Consider the following 20,189-nt stretch of genomic DNA (forward strand, 5'->3'; position numbering starts at 1 on the left):
ATTCAACAGTAAATTATACTATACGGCCAACCGGAAAAAAATAAAAAATTCAGCCACCTCAAACATGAGATGGCTGAATGTCTTATGCGCTTTTTACAACTTCGTTGACATATTGCGTCGCTTTTTCTTCGTTGTACTGTCCTTCCCACTTCGACATGACGACAGCCGCTAATGAGTTGCCGACGACGTTCACCGCTGTGCGCGCCATGTCTAAAATGCGGTCAATGCCAGCGATAAATGCTAAGCCTTCGACCGGAATTCCAACCGTTCCAAGCGTCGCTAACAAGACGACAAACGATACGCCTGGCACTCCGGCAATCCCTTTCGATGTGACCATCAACACTAATAAAAGCGAAATTTGCTGCGAAATTGGCATATCAATACCGTACAACTGCGCGATAAAAATTGCCGCTAACGCTTGGTAAAGCGTCGAGCCGTCTAAGTTAAACGAATACCCAGTCGGAATGACAAACGAAGTAATCGCCTTCGGACAGCCGAACTTCTCCATTTTCTCCATAATTTTTGGCAATACTGTTTCCGAACTTGCTGTACTGTATGCTAGTACAAGCTCGTCCTTTAAAATTTTTATCATATGCCATAAGTTCACTTTCACAAGTTTGGCGACGATGCCAAGTACGACAACGACGAAAAAGACCATCGTTCCATACACAACAATGACAAGTTTGCTTAATGGAATAAGCGATTGAACGCCAAATTTAGAAACCGTCACACCGATTAACGCAAACACGCCAAACGGCGCAAATTTCATAATTTGGTTGGTGACGTAAAACATCGCATCCGCTGTTCCTTGGAAAAATTGCAGCACAACTTTTCCTTTCTCTCCAATTGCCGCAACCCCTAACCCAAACATGACGGAAAAGAAAATAATCGCAAGCATATTGCCAGTCGAAAGGGCCTCAAAAATGTTTTTCGGCACGATATTAACGACAGTGTCAATCATGGAATGACTTTGTACTTCATGTGTCGTATCAACATATGCTTGAATATCCGTTTTTTCAAGCGTCTTCATGTTAACGCCTGTCCCTGGATGAAAGAGGTTTGCCGCAAGCAATCCAACAACGATTGCTATTGTTGTAATAATTTCAAAATACAAAATTGTTTTTCCACCTAATTTTCCAAGTTTTTTAATATCACCAACGTTCGCGACGCCGACGATTAAACTTGATACAACAATTGGAATAACGATCATTTTAATTAAACGAAGGAAAATATCCCCGATCGGTTGCAAATACGCCGCAACTTCTGGATTCCCATAAAAAGCTGCTCCTACCGCAATCCCAAGAAGCAAGCCAATAAAAATTTGCCATGCTAATCCTATTTTTTTCATTTGTCTACCCCCTTTTGGACATAAAATAACAAAGCTATTCTAATATGTTCATTTTGTTATGTCAAGAATATTCACATAATAATGTAAATTATTTCCTTTGTTTTTTTTAAATGTCCAAACACGGACAGCCTTTCGCGTTCATATATATAACTAACGGCCTTGTGCCTAAATTGAGGAGGGTGGGGTGGAGAGATGTCCAGCATTTTGTCTGCGCTAGCGTATGTCATTAAAGAATTGATGTTTTTCGTTTCTTATATTAAAAACAACGCATTTCCCCAACCGTTAAGTGCGCAAGAAGAAGAAATGTATTTGCAGCGAATGGCAGAAGGCGATGAAGAAGCACGCAATTTATTAATCGAGCATAATTTGCGGCTCGTCGCACATATTGTGAAAAAATTTGAAAATACCGGTGAAGAGGCGGAAGATTTAATCTCGATCGGCACGATTGGCTTAATTAAGGCGATTGAAAGCTATTCACAAGGAAAAGGAACGAAGCTGGCGACCTACGCGGCCCGTTGTATTGAAAATGAAATAATTACGACAATAGTAAGCGGTAATAAAATGGAAAAAGAACGCTGTTTAAGCGTTCTAAAATAAGTGAATCTCAATATTTTCTTTATCGATAACCCGGATCTCTTTAACAACTTTCCGGATCAGTGTCTGTTTGATTTCAAAGTCAAGTTCTTCTTTGTGATTCAAGAAAAAGTCGATTGCTTCTTGCAAAATGTGTTCGTTCGGCTTGCTTTCTTGCATTTCTTTGAGTTTTTGTTCCAGCTGGTTGTATTGTTCAATCAGCTCTTTTTCGCGTTGTTGCAAGTTGCGTATTTCTTCTTTCACTTCTTCAAGGTCGAGTTCGTCGTCATCGGACATTGTGACAAGCGACAGCAGGCGTTTGCGTCCTTTCCGCGCTCGGTCAATCTCTTTTTCTAGCCGTTCTAACTCTTTCTTTTCAAAGCTATTTTCAACGTCAGCAGCTGGCTGAAATTCTTGGATTCGTTCGGGATGGTTGAATAGATCAAGCAAGTAGTTCCATACTTCTTGTTCTATTTCATCAGCTCGAACGGCCATTCCGCAGCCACGGTGTTTTGCGCCAGCTGTGTTTTTTCTGTCCGTGTATTCGCGATGATATTTCCCCCAGTTTTTCATCAATCGCCCGGTCATTGTGTTCCCGCATGTGCAACGTAACAGCCCTGAAAGCAAATATTGACGTTTCGTTGCTTTCGTATAGCGCCTTCTCGCTTGTTCTAGCAGCATTTGCGCTTGCTGAAATTGTTCCTCCGACACAATCGCTGGCACATCGACATAGATCCATTCGTCTTTGCTCCTTAAACGCATCGGTATTTTTTCATTGCGATACTTATTCGCCAGCATGCCTTCTGTATTCCACTTGTTTTGCGGTTTTCTCCCTGCATACGTTTCATTCATCAATATTTGCCGTACCACTTGCCGATGCCACACCGTTTTTCCCGTTTTTGTCGGTATTTTTCTCTCAGTCAAATGCAATGCAATGCCGTTTACGCCTTTGAAACGCTCCTGAACGAAACTGTCAAATATGAAGCGAACAATTTCGGCTTCACTTTCATTTATTTTGAGCTGTCCCGTCTGTTTATCGTAATCGTAACCATATATTCGATCGTTTTTCACGACTTTTCCTTCTTTTGCTTTTCGCTTCCTCCCTGCCATCGTCCTCTCACGAATTTTCGCTTTTTCAAATTCAGAAATAGCGCCGCGCATCGAAAAAAACAGCTTCCCTTCCGGCGTGTTTGCATACTCTCCATTGACAAACAGCAATTCAACATTATATTTTCGAAACTCATCATCAAGCAACAGCTGGTGCATGAGATTACGAGCCAGCCGGTCGGGATCGTACACAATGACGGTATCGATCATTCCGTTTCGTATATCGTTGCGCAAGCGTTCCAGCCCTGGACGCTCAAGAAATTCGCCGGAAAAGCCTTCATCGGTGTATATCATTACATCGTCCGTTTTCGCCTTCTTCTTCGCTTCCTCGATCTGGTGAGCGATCGAATATCCTTTCTGTGCCGATTCTTCTGTCGATACTCTTGCGTAGATAGCTTTCATTTCTCTTTGCTATCTCCCTTCTGTTTCTGTATATCTTCACTAAATAATGATAACAGGATTGAATATTGTTGTCAGTATGCTTTCCCTTTATAACCCGTACATTCATCGCGCATACCTCCTTGGTTGAAGATATGCGGGCGCTGGTTGTACGAATGAAAAAAACAGATAACATGTACAAGCATGCTATCTGTTTAATCTAAAACGATTCCGTATTTCTTATAGCAAAGATTCTTGATTAGCTTTACTTCCCGTTTATAGTGTTCAATGAGAATCGTGCTATTTTTTTTGTATCCTTGTCTAAGCAAAAAACACTTCCGATTGTATTCTTTCACAAGCGCGTATAGTTCGTCAGGATGAACGTTGTACTTGTCCAAGTTCGCGCGCCTCCTCACGCTGCACACCCTTCTTCAACTTTTCGTAGCACCGATTCAAGCAGCTGCAACGTTTCGTTTTCTTTATATTCAATCTTTTCTTGTTCGGCTTGTCGTTTCAATTCTTGCGTATAGAACGAGAGAAAAGAATGCAGCATAGTAGCTTGTTCATCGTCTATTTCAACGTTGTACGAGTCACATTCCCCTTTCTCTTCTAATTGCTCGCTAAGCGCAGCCGTAATCGAATCATAGCAAGCAACTTTCTTTTTCCCTTCAAAAAGCCCGTAATTTCGCTTGAGCGCTTTTTTAATCTCTTTTCGCATGATATTCATATGCAAAAGCAGCATAGTAAATTCTTCATTTGTGAGAATCAGAATCATTTCGTTTCCCCCTATCGTTTTTTCGTATTTCGTCTAAGTATTCTTGCAGCTTCCGATTTTCCGTTTCCGTCAGTTCATCCGGTTTCATCATGAAAAACGAGTTTCGACCGATTTTGATTCGCCGGTCAGCAAATTGTTTCACTCGTTCCCAGTGCATACATACAGATGGAAGCAAAATATACCCCATTCGGTTGACAATGTCCTGCGCGATTTCAAGTTGTTTGAAAAAATAGAATTTCTGCGTGATTTTTGCGAATTTCACGACTGGAATGGACGGAAAATGATACAACAATGTACGTGGATCTTTTTCTTTATAATGCCGCGGCACCAGTGAGTAATTCATGTGCAGCCCTCCTAACTGTTCCACGCGCTTTATCATGAATTTCCTCAAGCGTCTGGAAAAATTCGTTTGCCTCTCGTTCTGTCGATGGAAGAGGGAAGCCTAGCACCATTGTGTCGGTGTCATATAGACCGAGCTTAAAAATCTTTTTCGCTTTCCACATCGGCAAAAACTGTTTGTGCATAAATTCGCCCGTCTGATAGTCGGTGAAGTGAATCGCAAAACCGCGATCGCCAATTTTCCGAACGTTGATTAGCACTTCAACAATTTGCCGAATACGGCTGTCCACGTTGTTGATTGACGGCGAACAATATATTTGTACGCTTTTCATTTTTCTCGTGAACATCATGACTTCCGTTGCAATCGTCGCGCCGTATTTTGACCATTTACGATTCGAAAACGCCATCTGTGCTTCGTCCCAGCAACAAATACTGCCTTGCGCCTCTGCTACCTTGTACCAGTCGGTATAGTGTTCCAAAGGGATAGAGTCCTTCAAGCCATAGTTTGAAAAAAGTTGAATATCCCCCCCACGCGCACGCACTTTTTCCCGCCAGTGATGCGCCAAAAGCGACATCATCAACGTTTTCCCAGCGCCGAGCGGACCTTGTATGAAGAAATGATGCGCCATTATCGTTTTCCTCCCTTCTCGACACCATTCGGAGCGACAATAACCGGCTTCGGCGGTTTCGGAATAAGCGCTTCGATTGTATCAATGTAATATTGCGGATCAGCGACAAGCACTTTTCCTTGCATGATAAAGTTGATAATTTCACGATACGGATCGCTTTTTCCGTGTAAATATTCATTCTGCGACAAACTTTCAAGCAATAAAATAGCTTTAATTTGCCATTCTTGCAGTTCCTGCGCTTTTGTCGTCATTTCTTCAAGTACTTGTTTTACGTCTGATATGTGCTGCACTTGCGGAAACAAGTCGTCGGAAATGACACTTTGTAGTTTTTCAGCATTGCTTGTTCCTTGCATATGCGATCACTCCTTTACAAGTTCGACAAGCTCATTGACCTTTTTTTGAAGACGCTCGATGCAAGGATAATTCCATTGATCGTCTATGCTCGCCATTTCTTCCATCGTGTCGATCATGCCTTTCAATTCAAAAATGAGAAATGCAACTTGATTCGACATGATTACTTCCCTCCAGCGCAGCTTGAAATACCGAGAATGATGAACGCAAAGAACACAAGCCCGAATAGAAGTATTTTCGTTAAATCTAATTGACTTTGCGGCTCTGGCTGGCGATACGACGTTATTTGCCGCAATACAATGCTTTTCTCCAGCTCAGCAAGCCGTTTTGTTTCCTGGACAGAACGCGACGGCGCACGATAAAAAAAATGTCGTCCTTCGATTCCTGTCGTTACCTCGCAATCGTGAATCGGAACGCAATACTTCCCCGTGACATATATCGCATTGTCGCGAATTTCATCGATGCGTTGTATGTCGCTTGTTTTTTGTTCGTCGTCGAACACAATGAGAATATCGTTTGTTTCTTGAAAGAATTCATCTTTTTCTCGTTTGAAAAGTGCCATTAGATGACCGCCTTTCTTTGTTGTTTTTTCTTTCTATTTGAAAACTTGACAACCTTCCAGCCGAAAAATGCGACAACACCAACGCCGGAAGCTGCACCAGCTCCAAGCGTAAACATATAGAAAAATGCGTCTACCACCACTTCACACCTTCTTTCAAAGAATAATAGAGCCGCATAACAGAACGGAAAATAAGCAACGAGCCGAGTATGACGACCGACATAAGCGCTGATGAAATGACCAACTGCCATGCGGTCGGCATGTCGCCGAAAATCGCTAAATATTTTCCGACATTCAGCCCTTGCGCCGTTATTTGTCCGACTGCACGTAATTTGTCTATCGCCATATCTAAAAACGTGAGAGGGGGATTGAAGATTTTATCAATGAAACTATGAATCGAATCTTTAATGTTCATTGTTATTCTCCTCCTACCCGAATGGACGATAGCAATTTAATCGCCGCAACGGCGGTAAACATCCAAAGAATGAAAAGCAATATATAAGCAATCGGCTCAAGTTTCAATGGCTGCATCGCGGTGAAAATTTTTCCGAGCATGTCTGAATAGCCATTTCCACTTCCGCCACGCGGAACATATACAAGGCTGGCAAGCGTCTTTGCAAAGCCGACGAACAATGAAACAATCATTTTTGCCAGCTCAAAAAAGAGCAAAAACAACTTGACCGCCAGCACGCCAATTTTGTAGAGAAAATACAACAAGCCGTCAATCAGCGCATAAATAACCTCGAAAAAGCCGACAAACAAGTCAACAAGCCCTTGAAACAGCTTTTTCAGCAATCGCCCGATCCATTTTATCCCTGACCATATCACGTCGAATAGTTTGCCGAACGCGTCGCCTAAAATTCCGCCTATCGCAAAAGGAAGAAAATAAATCATCGTATCACCTGCGGATTACGTTATATAAAAAGCTGATAAGTCGTTCGCCAAACATGATGACAATAAAAAGGAATAAAACGGGCGTGAGATAAACCATATATCGCTGAAAAATGATCTCTAGCACGGCTTGTAAAATATCAAAATTCATTGTTTCACACGCCCTCCTTTAGCATTCACCAGCATTTTCTTGATTAATTCGACGATCGGTCGCCAAAAGACTAAGACAAACGACAACAAAATAAATGGTGCTGCCCAAACAAGGATATTAATCACCGTTTGTATAAAATCATTGAAAGAAAACGGAAAATCAATTTTCGTTTCTCCAACTGTCGGCACTTGTACCGCCTCGCCCTCTGTGCCAAATTCCCCGATCGGCACTAATTTTGCTTCATAGCCGCCGAAAAAGTTCAGTCTCATATCTTTTTTCGGTATGATGACTTGCTGCGTCGCTGCATCGACTACTGTATATTCTTGCCTGTTAATCAACACTTTCACTGTCCCTTTTGTCGGGCTTGTCCATGTGACGACATAGTCGCCGTTCTGATTTTGTGTCGTCGCCACTCCGCTCATTGTTGGAACAGGCTCCGACGGTGTTGTCGTTTCAATCGTGACCCCTTGCGACTCATTTCCTTCAATATTGACCGATGTCACCTTGTACGAATATGTCGTGTCCGGCGTGACGGTCAAGTCTGTCCAGTACGTTCCATTTGTTTCGAACATCGGCGTATAGCCGTCCGATGTCGTCGCAGCGGAAACAGCTGTTGCACCAAACAGTTGATCCCAGAAAGATTTTTGCCCCAATTTTTTACGATAAATCTTCACATGCGAGAAAAAATCACTGTCCGGTCGTGTCCACGAAAGTTTTATGCTGTCGTATTTTGCATCTGCACTTAAATCCGTAACATCTTCCAACGGGATCGCTGTTTTCGCTGTCGCTGTTTGTCCTATCGATGAATATCCGCCACTATATTTAGAAACAACTTTTACCGTGTACGAGACGTTTGGATTTAAGTTATTAAATTCATAAGACGTTGCATTTTTATCTAAAGAACTAATTAAATTTCCATTCAAATAGAGATCGTTTCCTAAAAAAGGTATCCATTCAGCCCAATACTAGTGAGATTTTCAGAATCCAGCACCAATAGGGCATTTCCAGTATCGAAAATGCCCTAGGAGGAATGGAGAATCGTTTGGAGAGACTCCCCACTTAGAAGTCTTTGCAACGATTCCCAAACCGGCTTTCCGTGTTTTTGCAGGGTAGAAATGACGCTGCGAATGGTGCAGAAAGCCTCGGCATCGTCTTCCTGACGAAACGTTCCGGAAATTTTTTGTTTGACTTTCACCATCCGCAAATCACGCTCGGCTTGGTTGTTGTCAAACGGCACTTCTTTCTTTCGCAGGAAGAGAAGCGCTTCTTGCTTGCGCTTTTCCAGGCGCTGGATGAAATTTTGCGCGTTGCGGACGCCTTCATGGTTGCCTTGTCGGCAACGTTCATCGAGTTCTTGTCGACCATTCGCTAGAAGCTGGTCGTACACTGCTTCCCAATACCGGACTTCCTCTTCCGGTAGAGCTCCGCCCGCTTTCTCCACCGCCTGTTTCATCTCCAACAGTGCTTCGGTCATCTCTTTCGACCATGAATGGCCGTAAAGTTCCGTATATGCCCGAAGCTCCCGGAGATGATGGGCGTGGCAAAGCGCATGGCTCGCCTCTGTGTACATCGGGTACACCGAATACGCATCGTGTACCATCGTTCCTTTGTACCGTGGCAAGATCCCGATGTCGTCCGTCGCTTGCTTTCCACGGGAACGATGAAGCCCGTATCGTGTGACCTTGGCAGTGGAAGCCACATGCACCCATTGGTTCTTTCTGTTCACACGCAGGCTCGTTTCATCGACGTGCAACGTGCTGGAGGTTAGCAACGCCGTTTCGATCTCTTTGAGCGCTGCTTCTAACACAGGGAGCCACCGTCTCGTCATGTTCACGACTGTGCCTGCACTGATTGAATGGCCCACTAACGCTTTGACCATCTCCGTGACACGCTCGCACGGGATCAACTGCGCATGATTCCAGTATAAAACAAGGGAAGTGATGGCTGGTCCGTACTGGACATGATTCGTGACATAAAAAGGGAACTCTGCCTGCTGGACGAGATGACATTTCGGACACCCCTTCACTTCCCGTTCGTGTTGAGTCACTTCCATTCGAACCACTGGGAGGTCGAACACTTGGCGAATGTCTACTTGAAGCGGAGCAACATGTTCTAAAGAGTGACCACATCCTTTGCATTTGGTCACGCGGTGAAGGACTCGATGGTCAGGATTCGGTACTTGGCGGAGCGTCGTTCCTCGATGCCCTAGTTGCCCTCCCGGCTGTTTCTCCGACGGTTGGCGAGAAGGGGATTTCGCCACAAACCGGTCAGAGGACGGCGGTAAGTGGCTGTTCGTACTGTTTTTTTTCGTACGGGCTTCTAATTCTGCAATACGTGCTTTTAATTGTTGGTTTTCTTGTCTTAGCTGCTCGTTTTCTTTGATGAGTTTTTCGATGGTTTGCGCTTGGCGCTCGATTTTTGCGACCATGCTTTCGAGTGTAAAGACCGCTTGTTGAAAATCAAAAACAACGTTTGCCATCGTGTTCACCTCCCTTGTCTTGGATGGTACTAGTATAGACAAGGGGAGCAGAAATAAACCCGATCTCGTAAACTTTTTCTATGTAACGGCTGAATAGTTACTAAAAAAGATTGATCGGAAGGATTTGTCCATTGCGCTAAAATTGAATAAGCAGCTGGAAACAAATTTAAATTTGTAATGTCAGAAAATGATAAAGTTTTAACCGCTTTTGTTACCCCATTCGATTCATTGCCACTCGTATCGAATGTGGTAATCTTAATGTTATAATTTGTATTCGGTTGTAAATTAGAAATAGAGTAAGACGTCTTTGTTTTGTCTAAAGTTGCATTTAACACACCATTTAGATAGATTTTAGTTCCCGCAAAATCAATGTCGGAAGGATTTGTGAACGCTAAATCAATTGTTGTTTGAGGTACTTTTCCAACGTTTGCTGTAAAATTGCCTACCTCACTAGGGGGAAATGTATCTTTTATTTCTACTCCAAAAACATCAAATTCGTAAACAGTACTGCCACTCCACATATCTTCATTTTCTAAACTAGCATAGTAAACGTTATCTACTTTGGTAATATAATGTTTAATACCGTCAGCTTGAACATAAGATGTGTAAATAATATTTCCTGCAGAATCAAAAAAACGTAAAACTAAACTTGAACCACCTTTTACCTGATAAGATTCAATACTTTGCGGAGATGTAAATTTATACCAAATTGTATCCGTAGCATAAATATGAGCCATCCTAGGCATTAAATTTACACTAGTTGATTCATCTCCGTCTGTTGCTTTCGTGGTAGTTCCATTGATTGAACGAATCCAGTCACCAACGTTGAGCGTTTTTCCATGCAATAATCCCCCCGAATAAGCAAATACATAGTGTAAAGAAGCAGGGATTAAGAAGAAAGAAAGTAATGTTAACGAGAATAAAGAAAATATTTTTTTATACATACAATCCATCCTTTTTTTGTTATGTTAATTTCTCATCCTCCTGATCCATCCGGATAATCAGGATGTTTTTTGTAGTATTGTGTTCCTTGCCAGTCGCTTTGGTTTGGTGTTGGAGCGTTGCTGCCGTTGTCGCTAGGGCTTGGCGGTGTGTCGTTGTTTTGGCTTGGTATTGGCGCGTTGCCGGTGTCCGGTGTGCCGTTTTGGTCTTTAGGGATTGGCATTGTCTGGTCCGGCTGTTGTGGATGTCCCGCGTCCCAATCGCCTGCGTCGGTATTCCCCGGCTCTGGCATTTTGTCCGGCAATGACGGCAATGTGTCGAGTGGATTCACGATGTCAAAGCCGCCTGAGTCATCGTTTCGGAACGGAATTTCCGGCGCTTGATTTTCGATATTTTGTTTCGTGAACCCCGACGTATCAAGCCCCGAATCGGGAATGCTTGGCACTTGATTTTCAATCCCGCCTGTATCAACCCCCGACAAGTCCGCAGGCTCTGCTGGCGGCGACGGTGCCGTGCCTAACATCGTCTGCATGTCCGTCACAAGTCGCGGCACGATCGTGTCGCGAAACGTCGCGGCGACTTGATCCCAGTCCGGCGCTGGAGGAATTGCGCTTTTGATTTCATCTAACTTTCCCATATATTGATTCCATCCTGGGCAATTAAACAGTTCGCAGCCGGTGCATCCTGAATCCGCAGAATCCGCGCCCATAAAGACAATATGAAACGAATTTGGATTGTCGGTCCATGCCTCTAGTGCATGAAATTCTCCGACCGAAGCAACGATCTTGAACCCTTTCGCACCATCAGGGAAATTGTAATCAGAAAATCCCGCTAAAGCAGAAGATCCCAACAGTTTTCCGTTTGCATCAAACCATTGCAACGCGCCTTCCCCTGAACCTTGAATCTTGACGCGTGTAAAATTATCGTCATGATATATGACATCTGCCCATAGGATTTCATTTGAACTCGTTTTTGAGCCAAAGTAGCCATAGACACATTCACCGTTTGAACAAACTGCGTCCGCAGCCTGCGCCTGAATCGGTACATATAAAATCAGCAACACGGCAATAAGTCCCAAGTTCTTTAATTTTTTAATCATTTAATACATCACACGCCTTCCATACTAAAAAAGGAGGATTGCTCCTCCCTTTTTTATTACGCCTTTTTGCCGCCAGGTAGAACAGATTTGATAAATCCAATGAGCCGTGGCGCAAAAGCAATTGCAACTCCCAATAGAACAAATGGTGATACCCACGTAAGAACAGAAGTTGCACTTGACAATAAATCTTGTACCGTGAACGGTAAAGAAACACCCGAAAGATCAATAGCTGCACCTAAAGCCATTATAAATTCCTCCCTTAATTTAATTTTTATATTTCACTAGCAAACGCTAGTTGAAAACTTAGTAACGGCGGATTTCATAATCGTCATCATTCTCTTTTTTCCCAACTTGATCGGTATTCGCAAATGATTTTCTTATAACAGTTATCAACATTGAAACCGCCCCAGCTGCCGCCATAATCATAATCATCGGAGCAACATAGAAAAGTAGCCATTTGACGTAATACCAAAATTCATCTAACCGCGCTGGAGTGAAAAATGTTTGAAATTCCGGCATATCATCACGACCTCGATCTGATCGCCACGATCACGCCATGAAGTAGCATTCCGACAGCAACAATCGCGACAACTAACATGATGAAGGGAGCAACTGTTTTTAAAAGAAACCCAAAAACGCCCCAAAAGAACGCCCAGTCAAAAACATTCCCAATACTCGACACGTTACTCCCTCCTTACCTCGCCGATTTATAAATGGCAATTGCAATGAAACATAGCGTCAAGAAAATGGCCCATGCTCCGAGAGCTGTTACAATATCACCATTTCCGAATACAACTTTAAAGGCATATGCGACTAATGTTCCTGTTCTTACCATCGCCGTTTTACCCCTTTCACCGTTTCGATCAGAAACATCGTGACTGGGAAAGCGACGATGCACGAAGCCATCAATACGAGGTAGGTGGCTAATATATCTTTCGGTGTTGCCGAAAATAAAATGCTATACATGTCTACCTCCTCATAAATCGTTCCAGCACCATGAAAATCATCATGGCAGCAAGCAGAACGGAAATGATGACATCGCCTAAGGTGATCTCATGAATGACAACAATATTGCCTTCTTTCGTTTCAATCAACGTATGTTCGCGCATTTCGACATAATTGATATTCGATGTCGGCTCATTCATGCTTATCACCCCCACAATTCCCCACAATTCCCCACAATTCAAATGTACAGAGAATTTTGTCGTTTTCATATCACCAAAAAATTTTGGTCATATGATGACAAAAAAATCGAGTGAAAGAAAGCTTCACTCGATTTCGTTCGTCAAATGTCAATTTTCCCTTTATGCGAAAAAAATATCTTCAAAAATATAGAAAGGTGACGTGGATTTTTGTAGATGTTATATACATCTTTAAGAAGTTGCACGTATTTTCGGGAATTTTCTGCCCGTTTTTGTAATTCCCGTTTCAAGCGTCTGAATCCATTCTTCAAGTTCTTTCATGCCGCAGCCGAGATCGAGAAGCTCTTGCGGAAATTCGGAAAACCTTCTTTTCCATCTTTTCATGCGTATTAATGCTTTTCGAGATTCTCCAAACGAATAGACGCGGCGCTCTTTTCGCGTGGAATATTGCTGCGTTCCGACATACATACACAAATAAATGTATTGTTTACCGTTCGATTTCACTTGCGAAAGGTACGCCATACGCTTCCCTCCATTCCTGGATCATTTGTTTGCGTATTTTCGAAAGACTTGTTACTTTCATGTCGGTTTCATGCTGTATGTAGTACGGGGAAGGATTTTCGTCGTGATGAGAAAGAAACGCAATGATTAACGTGAGAATGAACGCAAGCCACTTCATTTTTTCGCCTCCTAACTTGATAGATAATAAAGGAAAATGTACATCACAAAAGCAAATACGAACGATAACAATGCCGACTTGAGAAAATCACGCATGTTTTCACCTCAACTCAAGTGAAAGTTGCTCATATGTTTCCATAAACTGTGGGTAAACTTTTTCAATTTGACTAACCCGAACATCCCAGCACCCACTTTCGTTGCAGACAAGCAATGTTGTTTCGTCAATATAAAAAAGCGCGTAATAATAATCGTATTTTGATTGATTCACGCTAAACAGTAAGATGTTGTTTATTTTCCCTTCGTATCTTAGAAGGAAGCCGTCTTGCATCACAAAACGGCTTCGCTTTTTTTCGCCTAGTTGTTTCACAAACTCTCCTGGGAAAAGCTGCGTTCCGGCAAGCTGGACAGGATCGCGTCTTATTTCCTCATCGTTTGGCTTGACATACATCGCACCGTTAAAATACCCGATTTGCATTGTCCTTCCTCCATTCGTCAATCTTTTTGATAATGTCATTTGCATCGCAGCAATGATAATAATATGTTTCTCGCTCGTACCCGCAAGCTACAATCGACAGCAATTCCCTGATTATTTCAAGATCTTCTTCGTTAAAAATCAACTTCCTAACCCCTTTACCTTATTTTCGCTGTATAAACCCTTCTTTTTCCGCAAAATCACGAATTTTCTTTACTGTTGCCTGCCCTATTCCATTTCCCGTTCCTGACATCATATCTAAACGTTGCAAAAACTCTTCAATCCGTTCCATTTTCGAGCCGATGATTGTATGAGAAAATTCAAAGCATTTAGATTCGCAAAAGGGACAAGCAATAGGCTGTTTGTCCTCTTCAACTGAAAAACCTTCACCGCACGTTGAACAAGTGTATGTGTCCAGCCGCATTTTTTTCAGTCCTCCTTCTCCTCACAAAACGCATAGAAGCCGCAATAGCACTTTAATTTCGGAATGATTTTTACACTCCATACCTCGAATCCGCAATCATCACAAAAGAAACGATACATCGCTTACAGCTCCCTCACGTAATCTAAATAAGCTTGATACCCTTCGCTAACAGCAGAAATCATTCGCGAATAGAAAATGTGTGTTTCTTGTGATACGAATCCCGTTTTATACAGAAACGCTAGCGCATGCTGCAAATACTGGTCAACGAACACAACTTCTTTTTCGTTTAAGAACATCTAGAGCGCCTCCTCATTTCTTTCATGCATCGATATTCATGATCCAATTCTGAGAGCGTCAACTCGTAAAGCTGCCGTCCGTCCTCCATTTTCACTCGTCCTAGTTCAATGAGCTGTTCGATCCGTTTGTCTTTGACGCGCTCGATCGCTTCGCGTAAATACGATTTAAACGACTTTGACATTCGAATCACCCCACTTCCGTTGCCGTTGCAGCCAGTCAATGAAACCGGCTGCCTCCTGGAACGCTTTTTCGAATGGAACACGTTCAGCAAGCATTTTTATCTTGTATGATTGCTTTTCCTTCGGCATGTAGTTCGCACGCCAGGCATAAGCAAGTTCCCCTTCGCGCTCGATGAATAAATACGCGCCCAAGCCATAGCGATACTCGTACAGTTCGCCGTAGCGATAGATGAGAAACCCTTTGGCACGCGCCATTTCATTCTCTTCCAAGCGCTTTATGATCTGCTGTTTATGCTGCCTAATTTGCTTTTTTAAATCCAATGGCAATGTGCCTTCTTCATAAATTAAACTTAGTTTTTTGTTTTTTATTTTTATTTGAATATTTAGATTATCTATTTGATAAAAAATGTTATATAACATATAAAACCTCCCATAAGTTAATTAGTTAATACAAGTTAGCTATTTTTAGGTATTTCTCATATTATCGATATATAGCGCGTTATACCTAAAAGTTATTAACTACTTTTAACTAATTAACTAAAGTTCTTCTTCAACTATTTTTTTGTTTAAATCGGTCGGCGGTAACTCTTTTCTTCCACTGGAAAGACCGATGCCGAAAAAGAACGTTTTGTTTCCGGTTGAATTTCTTTTATCGAATCCTCGCAGCACTAGGCGCGCGGAAAACTTTTGTTTTTTCATTGCAAGTTCATTGTTGTCCTCGCACCAGTTCATATACTCTTGGTACAATTCATTCAATGGAACTTTCGCGCTTGGATGGATGACGCAGCAATCATTGATAAAATTGCTGAGAAGATCCATTTCCTCTTTATATTCACTCGTAGCGTTTTTGACTGCTTCAGGCTCTTGTAGCCCTTCTTTTTGCCATTTCAAGCATCCCTCGACCGCCCAGCGTAAAATGCCAAGAAGCTCATTCATCAGCTTTTCAGGGAGATGCTTGTCCACTTTTTCTTTTGGAATGGTGTACGTGAACGGAACAAGGCGAATACGCCGCCAAATTCCTTCATCATCGCCTTTAATGATCGGCTTGTGGTTCGTTGTAAAGAAAATCTTGAACTCTGGAACAAACTCGAAAAATTCCTTTCTCAAAAAACGAGCTGTAATCGGCTCACCGCCGGTTAATTGTTTAATTAGAGATTCGCTTAGACGTTGACCGTCCTCGCTTTCGACAGCTGACACAAAGCGTGAGCCATGCAAACGTGCAATATCGTTATTTATCCCCGAATCATTCATTTTCGCCGTAAATGTATTCGAGTTCGTTTGCTTTGCGTAATCGCCTAATAGCGCCTTCACAGTGTTTATGAACGTCGATTTTCCGTTTCTCCCTGTTCCCCAGAGGAAAAACACAACTTGTTCGCTTATGTCGCCTGTAAGTGCGTAGCCAATTGCTTTTTGCAAGAAGTTGATAATGTCATGCTTCACTTCGTCACCATCGCGAAAGATGGATTCAAGAAAGGCAATCCACGTCGGACATTTCGCGTTTGGATCGTATGAAATATGTGTGTTTTTCGTCATCATGTATTTGCGATCGTGTGGCAGCAGTTCTCCCGTTCTGAGATCGACCACACCATTTGCGCAATTCAACAAAAACTTATCTTTATTCAGCTCTTCTTGGCTGATCGGAATCATTGCTTCTGCCCGTGCAATCGAGTTAAGAAATACCGAGCTTTTTTCGCTCGCTTTTGCCCAGCGCAACAATTCATTGCGCGCGTCGTTATTTTCCTCTTGTGCTGCTTCTGCATACATTTCACGAAACGTCCGAATCGCGATGCGTTCAATTTGCTTCTTCTTGTCCTCTACCCATGTCTTTCCGTCCCATATAAGCCATTCTTCAAATTCGACACAATAGCGTAAGTTTTGACCGTTCCGCGCGACAAGCCGTTCGGCGTTGCCCATTTCGGTTAGATTGAACTTTTTCGGCTCTCCTTCTTTTCGTGCTGGAGAAGTCATCGGCGGCGAGGAATAATTCGTTCCGCTCGGCTCATGTTTCAGCGCGCTATTCAATGTGTTTGCAAATTCACGCTGGTCTAACGGAGGAAGGAAAAAATAGCGATTTAGGAAACTAGCTATTTCGTGCACTTGCTCTTGTGTGTAGCCAAATTCAACGAGCCGACAGCAATGCGCGTACAGCGCGTTGTTTCGTCCTCCCTCGTGCATCGGAATCGGAAACGGACGCTGCGTTTTATCAATCTTTTTTAATCGCTCAAAATAGATCGGCATCGGCGAAAGTTCCCCGTCTGCAATATGTACCCATTCGCGTCCGCCGGTATTTTCGCTTGGAAGAACGACTTGACCGCGTCCGGAAAGTCGATAGTCACCGACAAACCCGCCAGCCATGAGCACTGTCGCGTCTTGTCCTCTGATATTCCCTGTCGAGCGAAAGAAAAATTGAAAACCTCGTACCGTTCGAATTGCGTGAAATTTATATCCTTCGCGCAAAAGCGCTTTGAAAATCATCTCCCCTTCTTTCTGTTCGTCGATGTCAATGACGTCATAGCCGTCTGGAATGACAAGACCTGTCCATCCTTTTTGCCGCAGCCAGGAACGAATCTCACCTTCTGTCATGCCTGGACGATTTAGATCTTGCCAGCCTTTCATGCACGGTCGTTTTGCGACGCTATACGCTTTGTTCGGATCGTTTTCCGTGTTCATACGGGAATAGCCCACTAGACGGATGATTTTCAACGGCTTTTTCGCGGAAGGAAAAAGCCGTTCAAGTCCTGATTGTAGGTCAATCGCTGCTTGCATTTTCGTTCCTCACTTTCCTGTCGGGAATGTGTATTTGACTTGCTCTGTCCAAATGTCATAGAAAACAACCATCGTGTGCCCGTTTTCGTCGCGAATGAGCTTTCCGGCTGGGAAAACAGAAAAGTCTTCGACTTGAATCGCGCTCATATCAAACGTATTTTCAATCCAACGCATGACCGCAGGAACGTATTTTTCCATCGGATTTTCTTTTGTCTTTGCTTTTTTCATTGAAAACACCGCCTTTTTTTGAATTGCGCGGCTCTCTTTTGGAGAGCCGAATATGGAAAAATGCCGCGAAACGTGCTATATTTTCAGTAAGAATATTTTTTTCTGTGCCTTGCAGTAAGTGTTGCCGCACTTGCTGCTTTTTTTATGACGCTTTTTCATTGTCGCTTTCCTTCGCTTTTTGATATTGTTCCGGAAGGACTTTTGCTAAATAGGCATACACTTCTTTTTCAAGTTGGTTGAACAGTTGACCTTTTACAACGGTGATTTTCACCCCGATCCCCTCCCCGTTACGACGACAATTTTGCTGCAAAGTCGATTTTAATTCCGAGTTGCTGCATTTCTTTGATTATTTGTTCCAGCTCCGCGCGACGTGCTTTTTTGACCTCGATTGCTTGCAACTTTTCAACGATGAACAAAAACTCTTTCGCCTCAAGCGCAGCCGTTTCATAATCTTTTTGAAAAATCGCATCGAGCATGTAGTCAATGCACATAATCGCTTTGTTTTTATGCTCAATCTCTTCAACAAGCGTTTTTTTGAGCATTTCGACACCTTCTTTCGATTTTTAGTTTGATTTACAATGATTACAAAGAAATGCAAGTTCTTGTTTAATCGATTCACACGCATCAACAACGTTTTTCGGAAGTTTTTCTTTTGTGCGCGTGTTATACGTCAACGATGTTTTCCGCCCTTTCACTTGAACGAAAATCGTTGCCGTTATCTCGTCGTGAAACTGTATCCCGACAACGCGATACTTTCCGTTTGGGCTGTGCCATACTCGTTTAACTTTTTGCAAAAAAAACACCTCCTATCGTTATTAGGCTGAGCAATTTTTAATACGCAAAACGTGACATTCATCATCAAAAAAAATTGTCCAATCAAATTTGAGAGCATCGGCAATTCTCTTTGCTACTGAAACACTTGGATTTCTCTCGCCATTTTCAATCATTGCGTATGTGCTTCGAGAAATTCCAACTAATTTAGCAATTTCTTTTTGCGTTAACCCTGTGTTTAATCGTTTATTTTTGAGCCACTCTCTCATTTTATCACCCCTTTCAATGTCACGTTTTGCGTATTGATAATTCAAGTATATGTCACATATAGTGTAATGTCAATATACAAATACACATTTTGTGTAAAATATTTTTTGTCACTGAATGTGACGTTATAATTAATCTTGAAAAGGAGGAATCTCTTTATGATTAGTTTCGGTGAGCGCTTGCAAGAACTAAGAAACAAAATGAAGTTGCGACAAGAAGATGTGGCAAAAAAAATAGGAGTTGGAAGAACTACATATGCAATGTATGAACAAGGAAAGAGAGAGCCTGATTATGAAACACTTTTAAAAATTGCTAACTTTTTTGGGGTTTCAATTGATTATTTACTAACTGGTCAAGATAAAACAAACAATGAAAAAAACCTTTTCTTTTTTGACATGGAGGGACTGACAGAACAAGAGATCGAGGAAATAAAAAAGCATATTGAATTTATAAAGTGGAAAGCAAAACAGGAAAGGAGAAATTAAAATGGCTAAGAAAATGCCGTCGAGGAGGGAAAGACAAAATACCGTCATTTCTTTATTTACCTTCCCAGCTTTTATTATTTCGTTTTATTTAATGATGAAAGGTATTATCGGACTCGGAGGGGTAATAGTTACCTTATTTATTGCCCTTATTATAGGTTCTTGGACAGCAAGGTATGTGCCCGATATGCGTAAAAAAGAAAATAAAAATAAGAATCCATATACCGGACTCCCTCAAAAAACCGCAGAGAAGAAGCCTGCCAAAACCTCCACACCTAAGAAACGTACATCCCAAGCTTCTTCCAATCAAACAACCGGAAAATATAACGTTCGTCCTGATGACGTAATAATACAACTCCCATTAGAAGAATTAGAAGGACTAGAATTTGAACAACTCGTATATTTATATTTGAAAGCCACTGGATGGAAACCGATAAAAACACCGGAATCAAAAGACGGCGGGGTTGATATCATAGTCACAAACAAAATTGACGGTTTGAAAACTGCTGTACAAGTAAAGCATTATTATAAGTCAAAAACTCAAGTAACTGTCAAAAATATTCGTGAACTTGACAGCGCTAAAAAGAATCACAGCTGTATAGGAACATGGTTTATTACTTCTGGGACGTTTACAAACGCCGCGCTTGTAGAAGCTGATACACGTCGAATGAAAACGTCTGATGTCACATTTGTTGAAACAAAAATCATTCCTTGGAAAGAACGAGAAGCAGCTAAACGACAGGTGGCTGTTGCAAAAAAATGAATAGTTCCTTTGAATATATCCCTTGGTCAAACTTAGGGATTTTTCTTTTTCTTGTAAATAAGAACATACGTTTGTATAATAAAAGAAAAAACTTATGGG

At 42.2% G+C, this 20,189-nt stretch carries 37 protein-coding genes and 1 pseudogene; 3 read left to right on the plus strand and 35 right to left on the minus strand.

Annotated features, from left to right (window positions below; genetic code table 11):
- Positions 1-82: 82 nt before the first annotated feature.
- Positions 83-1,348 carry a cation:dicarboxylate symporter family transporter gene (locus tag GFC30_RS13370; RefSeq protein ID WP_066326306.1) on the minus strand — a complete coding sequence of 422 codons (1,266 nt, stop codon included), beginning with the start codon at positions 1,346-1,348 and terminating at the stop codon, positions 83-85.
- Positions 1,349-1,540: 192 nt separating this feature from the next.
- Here GFC30_RS13370 and GFC30_RS13375 point away from each other — a divergent pair.
- Positions 1,541-1,921: pseudogene (locus tag GFC30_RS13375) on the plus strand (sigma-70 family RNA polymerase sigma factor); the annotation flags it as partial.
- Between the two features lie 15 nt (positions 1,922-1,936).
- Here the strand turns inward: GFC30_RS13375 and GFC30_RS13380 are convergent.
- The 34 genes from GFC30_RS13380 to GFC30_RS13510 all read right to left on the minus strand — a co-directional run bounded on the left by GFC30_RS13380 (position 1,937) and on the right by GFC30_RS13510 (position 18,847).
- Entirely contained in the window at positions 1,937-3,430 is a 1,494-nt protein-coding gene (locus GFC30_RS13380; protein ID WP_066326307.1) for a recombinase family protein, read from the minus strand.
- A 191-nt stretch (positions 3,431-3,621) separates the two neighbouring features.
- Positions 3,622-3,804, minus strand: a complete 183-nt coding sequence (locus tag GFC30_RS13385; RefSeq protein ID WP_066326308.1) for a hypothetical protein — start codon at positions 3,802-3,804, stop codon at positions 3,622-3,624.
- A gap of 14 nt (positions 3,805-3,818) precedes the next feature.
- Positions 3,819-4,181, minus strand: coding sequence for a hypothetical protein (locus tag GFC30_RS13390; protein ID WP_238583513.1), 363 nt, complete (start codon positions 4,179-4,181; stop codon positions 3,819-3,821).
- The gene (locus GFC30_RS13395) at positions 4,159-4,524 is read right to left on the minus strand and encodes a hypothetical protein (protein ID WP_066326309.1); all 366 of its coding nucleotides are present in this window, start codon (positions 4,522-4,524) and stop codon (positions 4,159-4,161) included. Before GFC30_RS13395 ends, GFC30_RS13390 begins: the two co-directional genes overlap by 23 nt.
- Positions 4,493-5,149: an ATPase gene (locus tag GFC30_RS13400; protein ID WP_066326310.1), complete on the minus strand. Its 657-nt coding sequence runs from the start codon at positions 5,147-5,149 to the stop codon at positions 4,493-4,495. Before GFC30_RS13400 ends, GFC30_RS13395 begins: the two co-directional genes overlap by 32 nt.
- On the minus strand, positions 5,149-5,502 hold the full coding sequence (locus GFC30_RS13405; protein WP_066326311.1) for a hypothetical protein: 354 nt from the start codon (positions 5,500-5,502) through the stop codon (positions 5,149-5,151). The genes GFC30_RS13400 and GFC30_RS13405 overlap by 1 nt, the downstream gene beginning before the upstream one ends.
- A gap of 6 nt (positions 5,503-5,508) precedes the next feature.
- Positions 5,509-5,661 carry a hypothetical protein gene (locus GFC30_RS17235; RefSeq protein ID WP_169807008.1) on the minus strand — a complete coding sequence of 51 codons (153 nt, stop codon included), beginning with the start codon at positions 5,659-5,661 and terminating at the stop codon, positions 5,509-5,511.
- 2 nt (positions 5,662-5,663) lie between these two features.
- Positions 5,664-6,062 carry a hypothetical protein gene (locus GFC30_RS13410; protein WP_066326313.1) on the minus strand — a complete coding sequence of 133 codons (399 nt, stop codon included), beginning with the start codon at positions 6,060-6,062 and terminating at the stop codon, positions 5,664-5,666.
- The gene (locus GFC30_RS17240) at positions 6,062-6,199 is read right to left on the minus strand and encodes a hypothetical protein (protein ID WP_169807009.1); all 138 of its coding nucleotides are present in this window, start codon (positions 6,197-6,199) and stop codon (positions 6,062-6,064) included. The genes GFC30_RS13410 and GFC30_RS17240 overlap by 1 nt, the downstream gene beginning before the upstream one ends.
- On the minus strand, positions 6,193-6,474 hold the full coding sequence (locus GFC30_RS13415; RefSeq protein ID WP_066326314.1) for a hypothetical protein: 282 nt from the start codon (positions 6,472-6,474) through the stop codon (positions 6,193-6,195). The genes GFC30_RS17240 and GFC30_RS13415 overlap by 7 nt, the downstream gene beginning before the upstream one ends.
- 2 nt (positions 6,475-6,476) lie before the next feature.
- Positions 6,477-6,953 carry a hypothetical protein gene (locus GFC30_RS13420; RefSeq protein WP_066326315.1) on the minus strand — a complete coding sequence of 159 codons (477 nt, stop codon included), beginning with the start codon at positions 6,951-6,953 and terminating at the stop codon, positions 6,477-6,479.
- Positions 6,954-7,097: 144 nt separating this feature from the next.
- A complete protein-coding gene (locus GFC30_RS13425) occupies positions 7,098-8,024 on the minus strand; it encodes a fibronectin type III domain-containing protein (protein ID WP_066326316.1) in 927 nt (308 codons plus the stop codon).
- Between the two features lie 98 nt (positions 8,025-8,122).
- Positions 8,123-9,580: an IS66 family transposase gene (gene tnpC, locus GFC30_RS13430; protein ID WP_066324512.1), complete on the minus strand. Its 1,458-nt coding sequence runs from the start codon at positions 9,578-9,580 to the stop codon at positions 8,123-8,125.
- Positions 9,581-9,609: 29 nt separating this feature from the next.
- Positions 9,610-10,524: a fibronectin type III domain-containing protein gene (locus tag GFC30_RS13435; RefSeq protein WP_066326317.1), complete on the minus strand. Its 915-nt coding sequence runs from the start codon at positions 10,522-10,524 to the stop codon at positions 9,610-9,612.
- 32 nt (positions 10,525-10,556) lie between these two features.
- Positions 10,557-11,402 (minus strand): hypothetical protein, encoded by an 846-nt coding sequence (locus GFC30_RS16950; protein ID WP_179946277.1) that lies wholly within the window; start codon positions 11,400-11,402, stop codon positions 10,557-10,559.
- A gap of 275 nt (positions 11,403-11,677) precedes the next feature.
- A complete protein-coding gene (locus tag GFC30_RS13445) occupies positions 11,678-11,866 on the minus strand; it encodes a hypothetical protein (RefSeq protein ID WP_066326320.1) in 189 nt (62 codons plus the stop codon).
- Between the two features lie 58 nt (positions 11,867-11,924).
- Complete coding sequence (locus tag GFC30_RS13450; RefSeq protein ID WP_066326321.1) at positions 11,925-12,140, minus strand: hypothetical protein; 216 nt, start codon at positions 12,138-12,140, stop codon at positions 11,925-11,927.
- A gap of 4 nt (positions 12,141-12,144) precedes the next feature.
- Complete coding sequence (locus GFC30_RS17525; RefSeq protein ID WP_013876578.1) at positions 12,145-12,303, minus strand: hypothetical protein; 159 nt, start codon at positions 12,301-12,303, stop codon at positions 12,145-12,147.
- Positions 12,304-12,315: 12 nt separating this feature from the next.
- Entirely contained in the window at positions 12,316-12,456 is a 141-nt protein-coding gene (locus tag GFC30_RS17245) for a hypothetical protein (RefSeq protein ID WP_169807010.1), read from the minus strand.
- Positions 12,450-12,587: a hypothetical protein gene (locus GFC30_RS17250; RefSeq protein ID WP_169807011.1), complete on the minus strand. Its 138-nt coding sequence runs from the start codon at positions 12,585-12,587 to the stop codon at positions 12,450-12,452. The genes GFC30_RS17245 and GFC30_RS17250 overlap by 7 nt, the downstream gene beginning before the upstream one ends.
- A gap of 2 nt (positions 12,588-12,589) precedes the next feature.
- The gene (locus tag GFC30_RS17255; protein ID WP_169807012.1) at positions 12,590-12,766 is read right to left on the minus strand and encodes a hypothetical protein; all 177 of its coding nucleotides are present in this window, start codon (positions 12,764-12,766) and stop codon (positions 12,590-12,592) included.
- Positions 12,767-12,994: 228 nt separating this feature from the next.
- Positions 12,995-13,285, minus strand: a complete 291-nt coding sequence (locus GFC30_RS13460) for a hypothetical protein (RefSeq protein ID WP_066326322.1) — start codon at positions 13,283-13,285, stop codon at positions 12,995-12,997.
- Positions 13,251-13,442, minus strand: coding sequence for a hypothetical protein (locus GFC30_RS13465; RefSeq protein WP_066326324.1), 192 nt, complete (start codon positions 13,440-13,442; stop codon positions 13,251-13,253). The genes GFC30_RS13460 and GFC30_RS13465 overlap by 35 nt, the downstream gene beginning before the upstream one ends.
- A 99-nt stretch (positions 13,443-13,541) precedes the next feature.
- Complete coding sequence (locus GFC30_RS13470; RefSeq protein ID WP_066326326.1) at positions 13,542-13,916, minus strand: hypothetical protein; 375 nt, start codon at positions 13,914-13,916, stop codon at positions 13,542-13,544.
- Positions 13,917-14,076: 160 nt separating this feature from the next.
- The gene (locus GFC30_RS13475; protein ID WP_066326328.1) at positions 14,077-14,337 is read right to left on the minus strand and encodes a hypothetical protein; all 261 of its coding nucleotides are present in this window, start codon (positions 14,335-14,337) and stop codon (positions 14,077-14,079) included.
- Between the two features lie 122 nt (positions 14,338-14,459).
- Complete coding sequence (locus GFC30_RS17090) at positions 14,460-14,633, minus strand: hypothetical protein (protein ID WP_158512138.1); 174 nt, start codon at positions 14,631-14,633, stop codon at positions 14,460-14,462.
- Positions 14,624-14,815, minus strand: coding sequence for a Fur-regulated basic protein FbpA (locus GFC30_RS13480; RefSeq protein ID WP_066326329.1), 192 nt, complete (start codon positions 14,813-14,815; stop codon positions 14,624-14,626). Before GFC30_RS13480 ends, GFC30_RS17090 begins: the two co-directional genes overlap by 10 nt.
- Complete coding sequence (locus tag GFC30_RS13485; protein ID WP_066326330.1) at positions 14,799-15,233, minus strand: hypothetical protein; 435 nt, start codon at positions 15,231-15,233, stop codon at positions 14,799-14,801. Before GFC30_RS13485 ends, GFC30_RS13480 begins: the two co-directional genes overlap by 17 nt.
- 117 nt (positions 15,234-15,350) lie before the next feature.
- Positions 15,351-17,579: a phage/plasmid primase, P4 family gene (locus GFC30_RS13490; protein WP_238583514.1), complete on the minus strand. Its 2,229-nt coding sequence runs from the start codon at positions 17,577-17,579 to the stop codon at positions 15,351-15,353.
- A 9-nt stretch (positions 17,580-17,588) separates the two neighbouring features.
- The gene (locus GFC30_RS13495; RefSeq protein ID WP_221248127.1) at positions 17,589-17,807 is read right to left on the minus strand and encodes a hypothetical protein; all 219 of its coding nucleotides are present in this window, start codon (positions 17,805-17,807) and stop codon (positions 17,589-17,591) included.
- Positions 17,808-17,949: 142 nt separating this feature from the next.
- The gene (locus GFC30_RS17640; protein WP_274520080.1) at positions 17,950-18,078 is read right to left on the minus strand and encodes a hypothetical protein; all 129 of its coding nucleotides are present in this window, start codon (positions 18,076-18,078) and stop codon (positions 17,950-17,952) included.
- Between the two features lie 16 nt (positions 18,079-18,094).
- Entirely contained in the window at positions 18,095-18,349 is a 255-nt protein-coding gene (locus GFC30_RS13500; RefSeq protein WP_066326331.1) for a hypothetical protein, read from the minus strand.
- A gap of 21 nt (positions 18,350-18,370) precedes the next feature.
- Positions 18,371-18,610 (minus strand): hypothetical protein, encoded by a 240-nt coding sequence (locus GFC30_RS13505; protein ID WP_066326333.1) that lies wholly within the window; start codon positions 18,608-18,610, stop codon positions 18,371-18,373.
- A gap of 12 nt (positions 18,611-18,622) precedes the next feature.
- Positions 18,623-18,847, minus strand: a complete 225-nt coding sequence (locus GFC30_RS13510; RefSeq protein WP_066326334.1) for a helix-turn-helix transcriptional regulator — start codon at positions 18,845-18,847, stop codon at positions 18,623-18,625.
- Positions 18,848-19,003: 156 nt separating this feature from the next.
- Between GFC30_RS13510 and GFC30_RS13515 the strand changes: the two genes are divergently transcribed.
- Positions 19,004-19,330, plus strand: a complete 327-nt coding sequence (locus GFC30_RS13515; RefSeq protein ID WP_066326335.1) for a helix-turn-helix domain-containing protein — start codon at positions 19,004-19,006, stop codon at positions 19,328-19,330.
- Position 19,331: 1 nt separating this feature from the next.
- Positions 19,332-20,090 (plus strand): restriction endonuclease, encoded by a 759-nt coding sequence (locus GFC30_RS13520; protein ID WP_066326336.1) that lies wholly within the window; start codon positions 19,332-19,334, stop codon positions 20,088-20,090.
- Positions 20,091-20,189 lie beyond the last annotated feature (99 nt).

This window comes from Anoxybacillus amylolyticus (assembly GCF_001634285.1).
Lineage (GTDB): Bacteria > Bacillota > Bacilli > Bacillales > Anoxybacillaceae > Anoxybacteroides > Anoxybacteroides amylolyticum.

What these genes read in the sequence shown, in the direction of transcription:
- GFC30_RS13450 (WP_066326321.1), bottom strand. Translation starts at nt 12,140, where the DNA reads ATGCCGGAATTTCAAACATTTTTCACTCCAGCGCGGTTAGATGAATTT.
- tnpC (WP_066324512.1), bottom strand. Translation starts at nt 9,580, where the DNA reads ATGGCAAACGTTGTTTTTGATTTTCAACAAGCGGTCTTTACACTCGAA.
- GFC30_RS13405 (WP_066326311.1), bottom strand. Translation starts at nt 5,502, where the DNA reads ATGCAAGGAACAAGCAATGCTGAAAAACTACAAAGTGTCATTTCCGAC.
- GFC30_RS13495 (WP_221248127.1), bottom strand. Translation starts at nt 17,807, where the DNA reads ATGAAAAAAGCAAAGACAAAAGAAAATCCGATGGAAAAATACGTTCCT.
- GFC30_RS13485 (WP_066326330.1), bottom strand. Translation starts at nt 15,233, where the DNA reads ATGTTATATAACATTTTTTATCAAATAGATAATCTAAATATTCAAATA.
- GFC30_RS13475 (WP_066326328.1), bottom strand. Translation starts at nt 14,337, where the DNA reads ATGCGGCTGGACACATACACTTGTTCAACGTGCGGTGAAGGTTTTTCA.
- GFC30_RS13420 (WP_066326315.1), bottom strand. Translation starts at nt 6,953, where the DNA reads ATGATTTATTTTCTTCCTTTTGCGATAGGCGGAATTTTAGGCGACGCG.
- GFC30_RS13410 (WP_066326313.1), bottom strand. Translation starts at nt 6,062, where the DNA reads ATGGCACTTTTCAAACGAGAAAAAGATGAATTCTTTCAAGAAACAAAC.
- GFC30_RS13445 (WP_066326320.1), bottom strand. Translation starts at nt 11,866, where the DNA reads ATGGCTTTAGGTGCAGCTATTGATCTTTCGGGTGTTTCTTTACCGTTC.
- GFC30_RS13480 (WP_066326329.1), bottom strand. Translation starts at nt 14,815, where the DNA reads ATGTCAAAGTCGTTTAAATCGTATTTACGCGAAGCGATCGAGCGCGTC.
- GFC30_RS17255 (WP_169807012.1), bottom strand. Translation starts at nt 12,766, where the DNA reads ATGAATGAGCCGACATCGAATATCAATTATGTCGAAATGCGCGAACAT.
- GFC30_RS13510 (WP_066326334.1), bottom strand. Translation starts at nt 18,847, where the DNA reads ATGAGAGAGTGGCTCAAAAATAAACGATTAAACACAGGGTTAACGCAA.
- GFC30_RS13435 (WP_066326317.1), bottom strand. Translation starts at nt 10,524, where the DNA reads ATGTATAAAAAAATATTTTCTTTATTCTCGTTAACATTACTTTCTTTC.
- GFC30_RS17235 (WP_169807008.1), bottom strand. Translation starts at nt 5,661, where the DNA reads ATGTCGAATCAAGTTGCATTTCTCATTTTTGAATTGAAAGGCATGATC.
- GFC30_RS13415 (WP_066326314.1), bottom strand. Translation starts at nt 6,474, where the DNA reads ATGAACATTAAAGATTCGATTCATAGTTTCATTGATAAAATCTTCAAT.
- GFC30_RS17250 (WP_169807011.1), bottom strand. Translation starts at nt 12,587, where the DNA reads ATGTATAGCATTTTATTTTCGGCAACACCGAAAGATATATTAGCCACC.
- GFC30_RS13390 (WP_238583513.1), bottom strand. Translation starts at nt 4,181, where the DNA reads ATGATTCTGATTCTCACAAATGAAGAATTTACTATGCTGCTTTTGCAT.
- GFC30_RS13400 (WP_066326310.1), bottom strand. Translation starts at nt 5,149, where the DNA reads ATGGCGCATCATTTCTTCATACAAGGTCCGCTCGGCGCTGGGAAAACG.
- GFC30_RS13520 (WP_066326336.1), top strand. Translation starts at nt 19,332, where the DNA reads ATGGCTAAGAAAATGCCGTCGAGGAGGGAAAGACAAAATACCGTCATT.
- GFC30_RS13395 (WP_066326309.1), bottom strand. Translation starts at nt 4,524, where the DNA reads ATGAATTACTCACTGGTGCCGCGGCATTATAAAGAAAAAGATCCACGT.
- GFC30_RS17245 (WP_169807010.1), bottom strand. Translation starts at nt 12,456, where the DNA reads ATGGTAAGAACAGGAACATTAGTCGCATATGCCTTTAAAGTTGTATTC.
- GFC30_RS13380 (WP_066326307.1), bottom strand. Translation starts at nt 3,430, where the DNA reads ATGAAAGCTATCTACGCAAGAGTATCGACAGAAGAATCGGCACAGAAA.
- GFC30_RS13460 (WP_066326322.1), bottom strand. Translation starts at nt 13,285, where the DNA reads ATGGCGTACCTTTCGCAAGTGAAATCGAACGGTAAACAATACATTTAT.
- GFC30_RS13465 (WP_066326324.1), bottom strand. Translation starts at nt 13,442, where the DNA reads ATGAAGTGGCTTGCGTTCATTCTCACGTTAATCATTGCGTTTCTTTCT.
- GFC30_RS13490 (WP_238583514.1), bottom strand. Translation starts at nt 17,579, where the DNA reads ATGCAAGCAGCGATTGACCTACAATCAGGACTTGAACGGCTTTTTCCT.
- GFC30_RS13500 (WP_066326331.1), bottom strand. Translation starts at nt 18,349, where the DNA reads ATGCTCAAAAAAACGCTTGTTGAAGAGATTGAGCATAAAAACAAAGCG.
- GFC30_RS13470 (WP_066326326.1), bottom strand. Translation starts at nt 13,916, where the DNA reads ATGCAAATCGGGTATTTTAACGGTGCGATGTATGTCAAGCCAAACGAT.
- GFC30_RS13515 (WP_066326335.1), top strand. Translation starts at nt 19,004, where the DNA reads ATGATTAGTTTCGGTGAGCGCTTGCAAGAACTAAGAAACAAAATGAAG.
- GFC30_RS17090 (WP_158512138.1), bottom strand. Translation starts at nt 14,633, where the DNA reads ATGTTCTTAAACGAAAAAGAAGTTGTGTTCGTTGACCAGTATTTGCAG.
- GFC30_RS13370 (WP_066326306.1), bottom strand. Translation starts at nt 1,348, where the DNA reads ATGAAAAAAATAGGATTAGCATGGCAAATTTTTATTGGCTTGCTTCTT.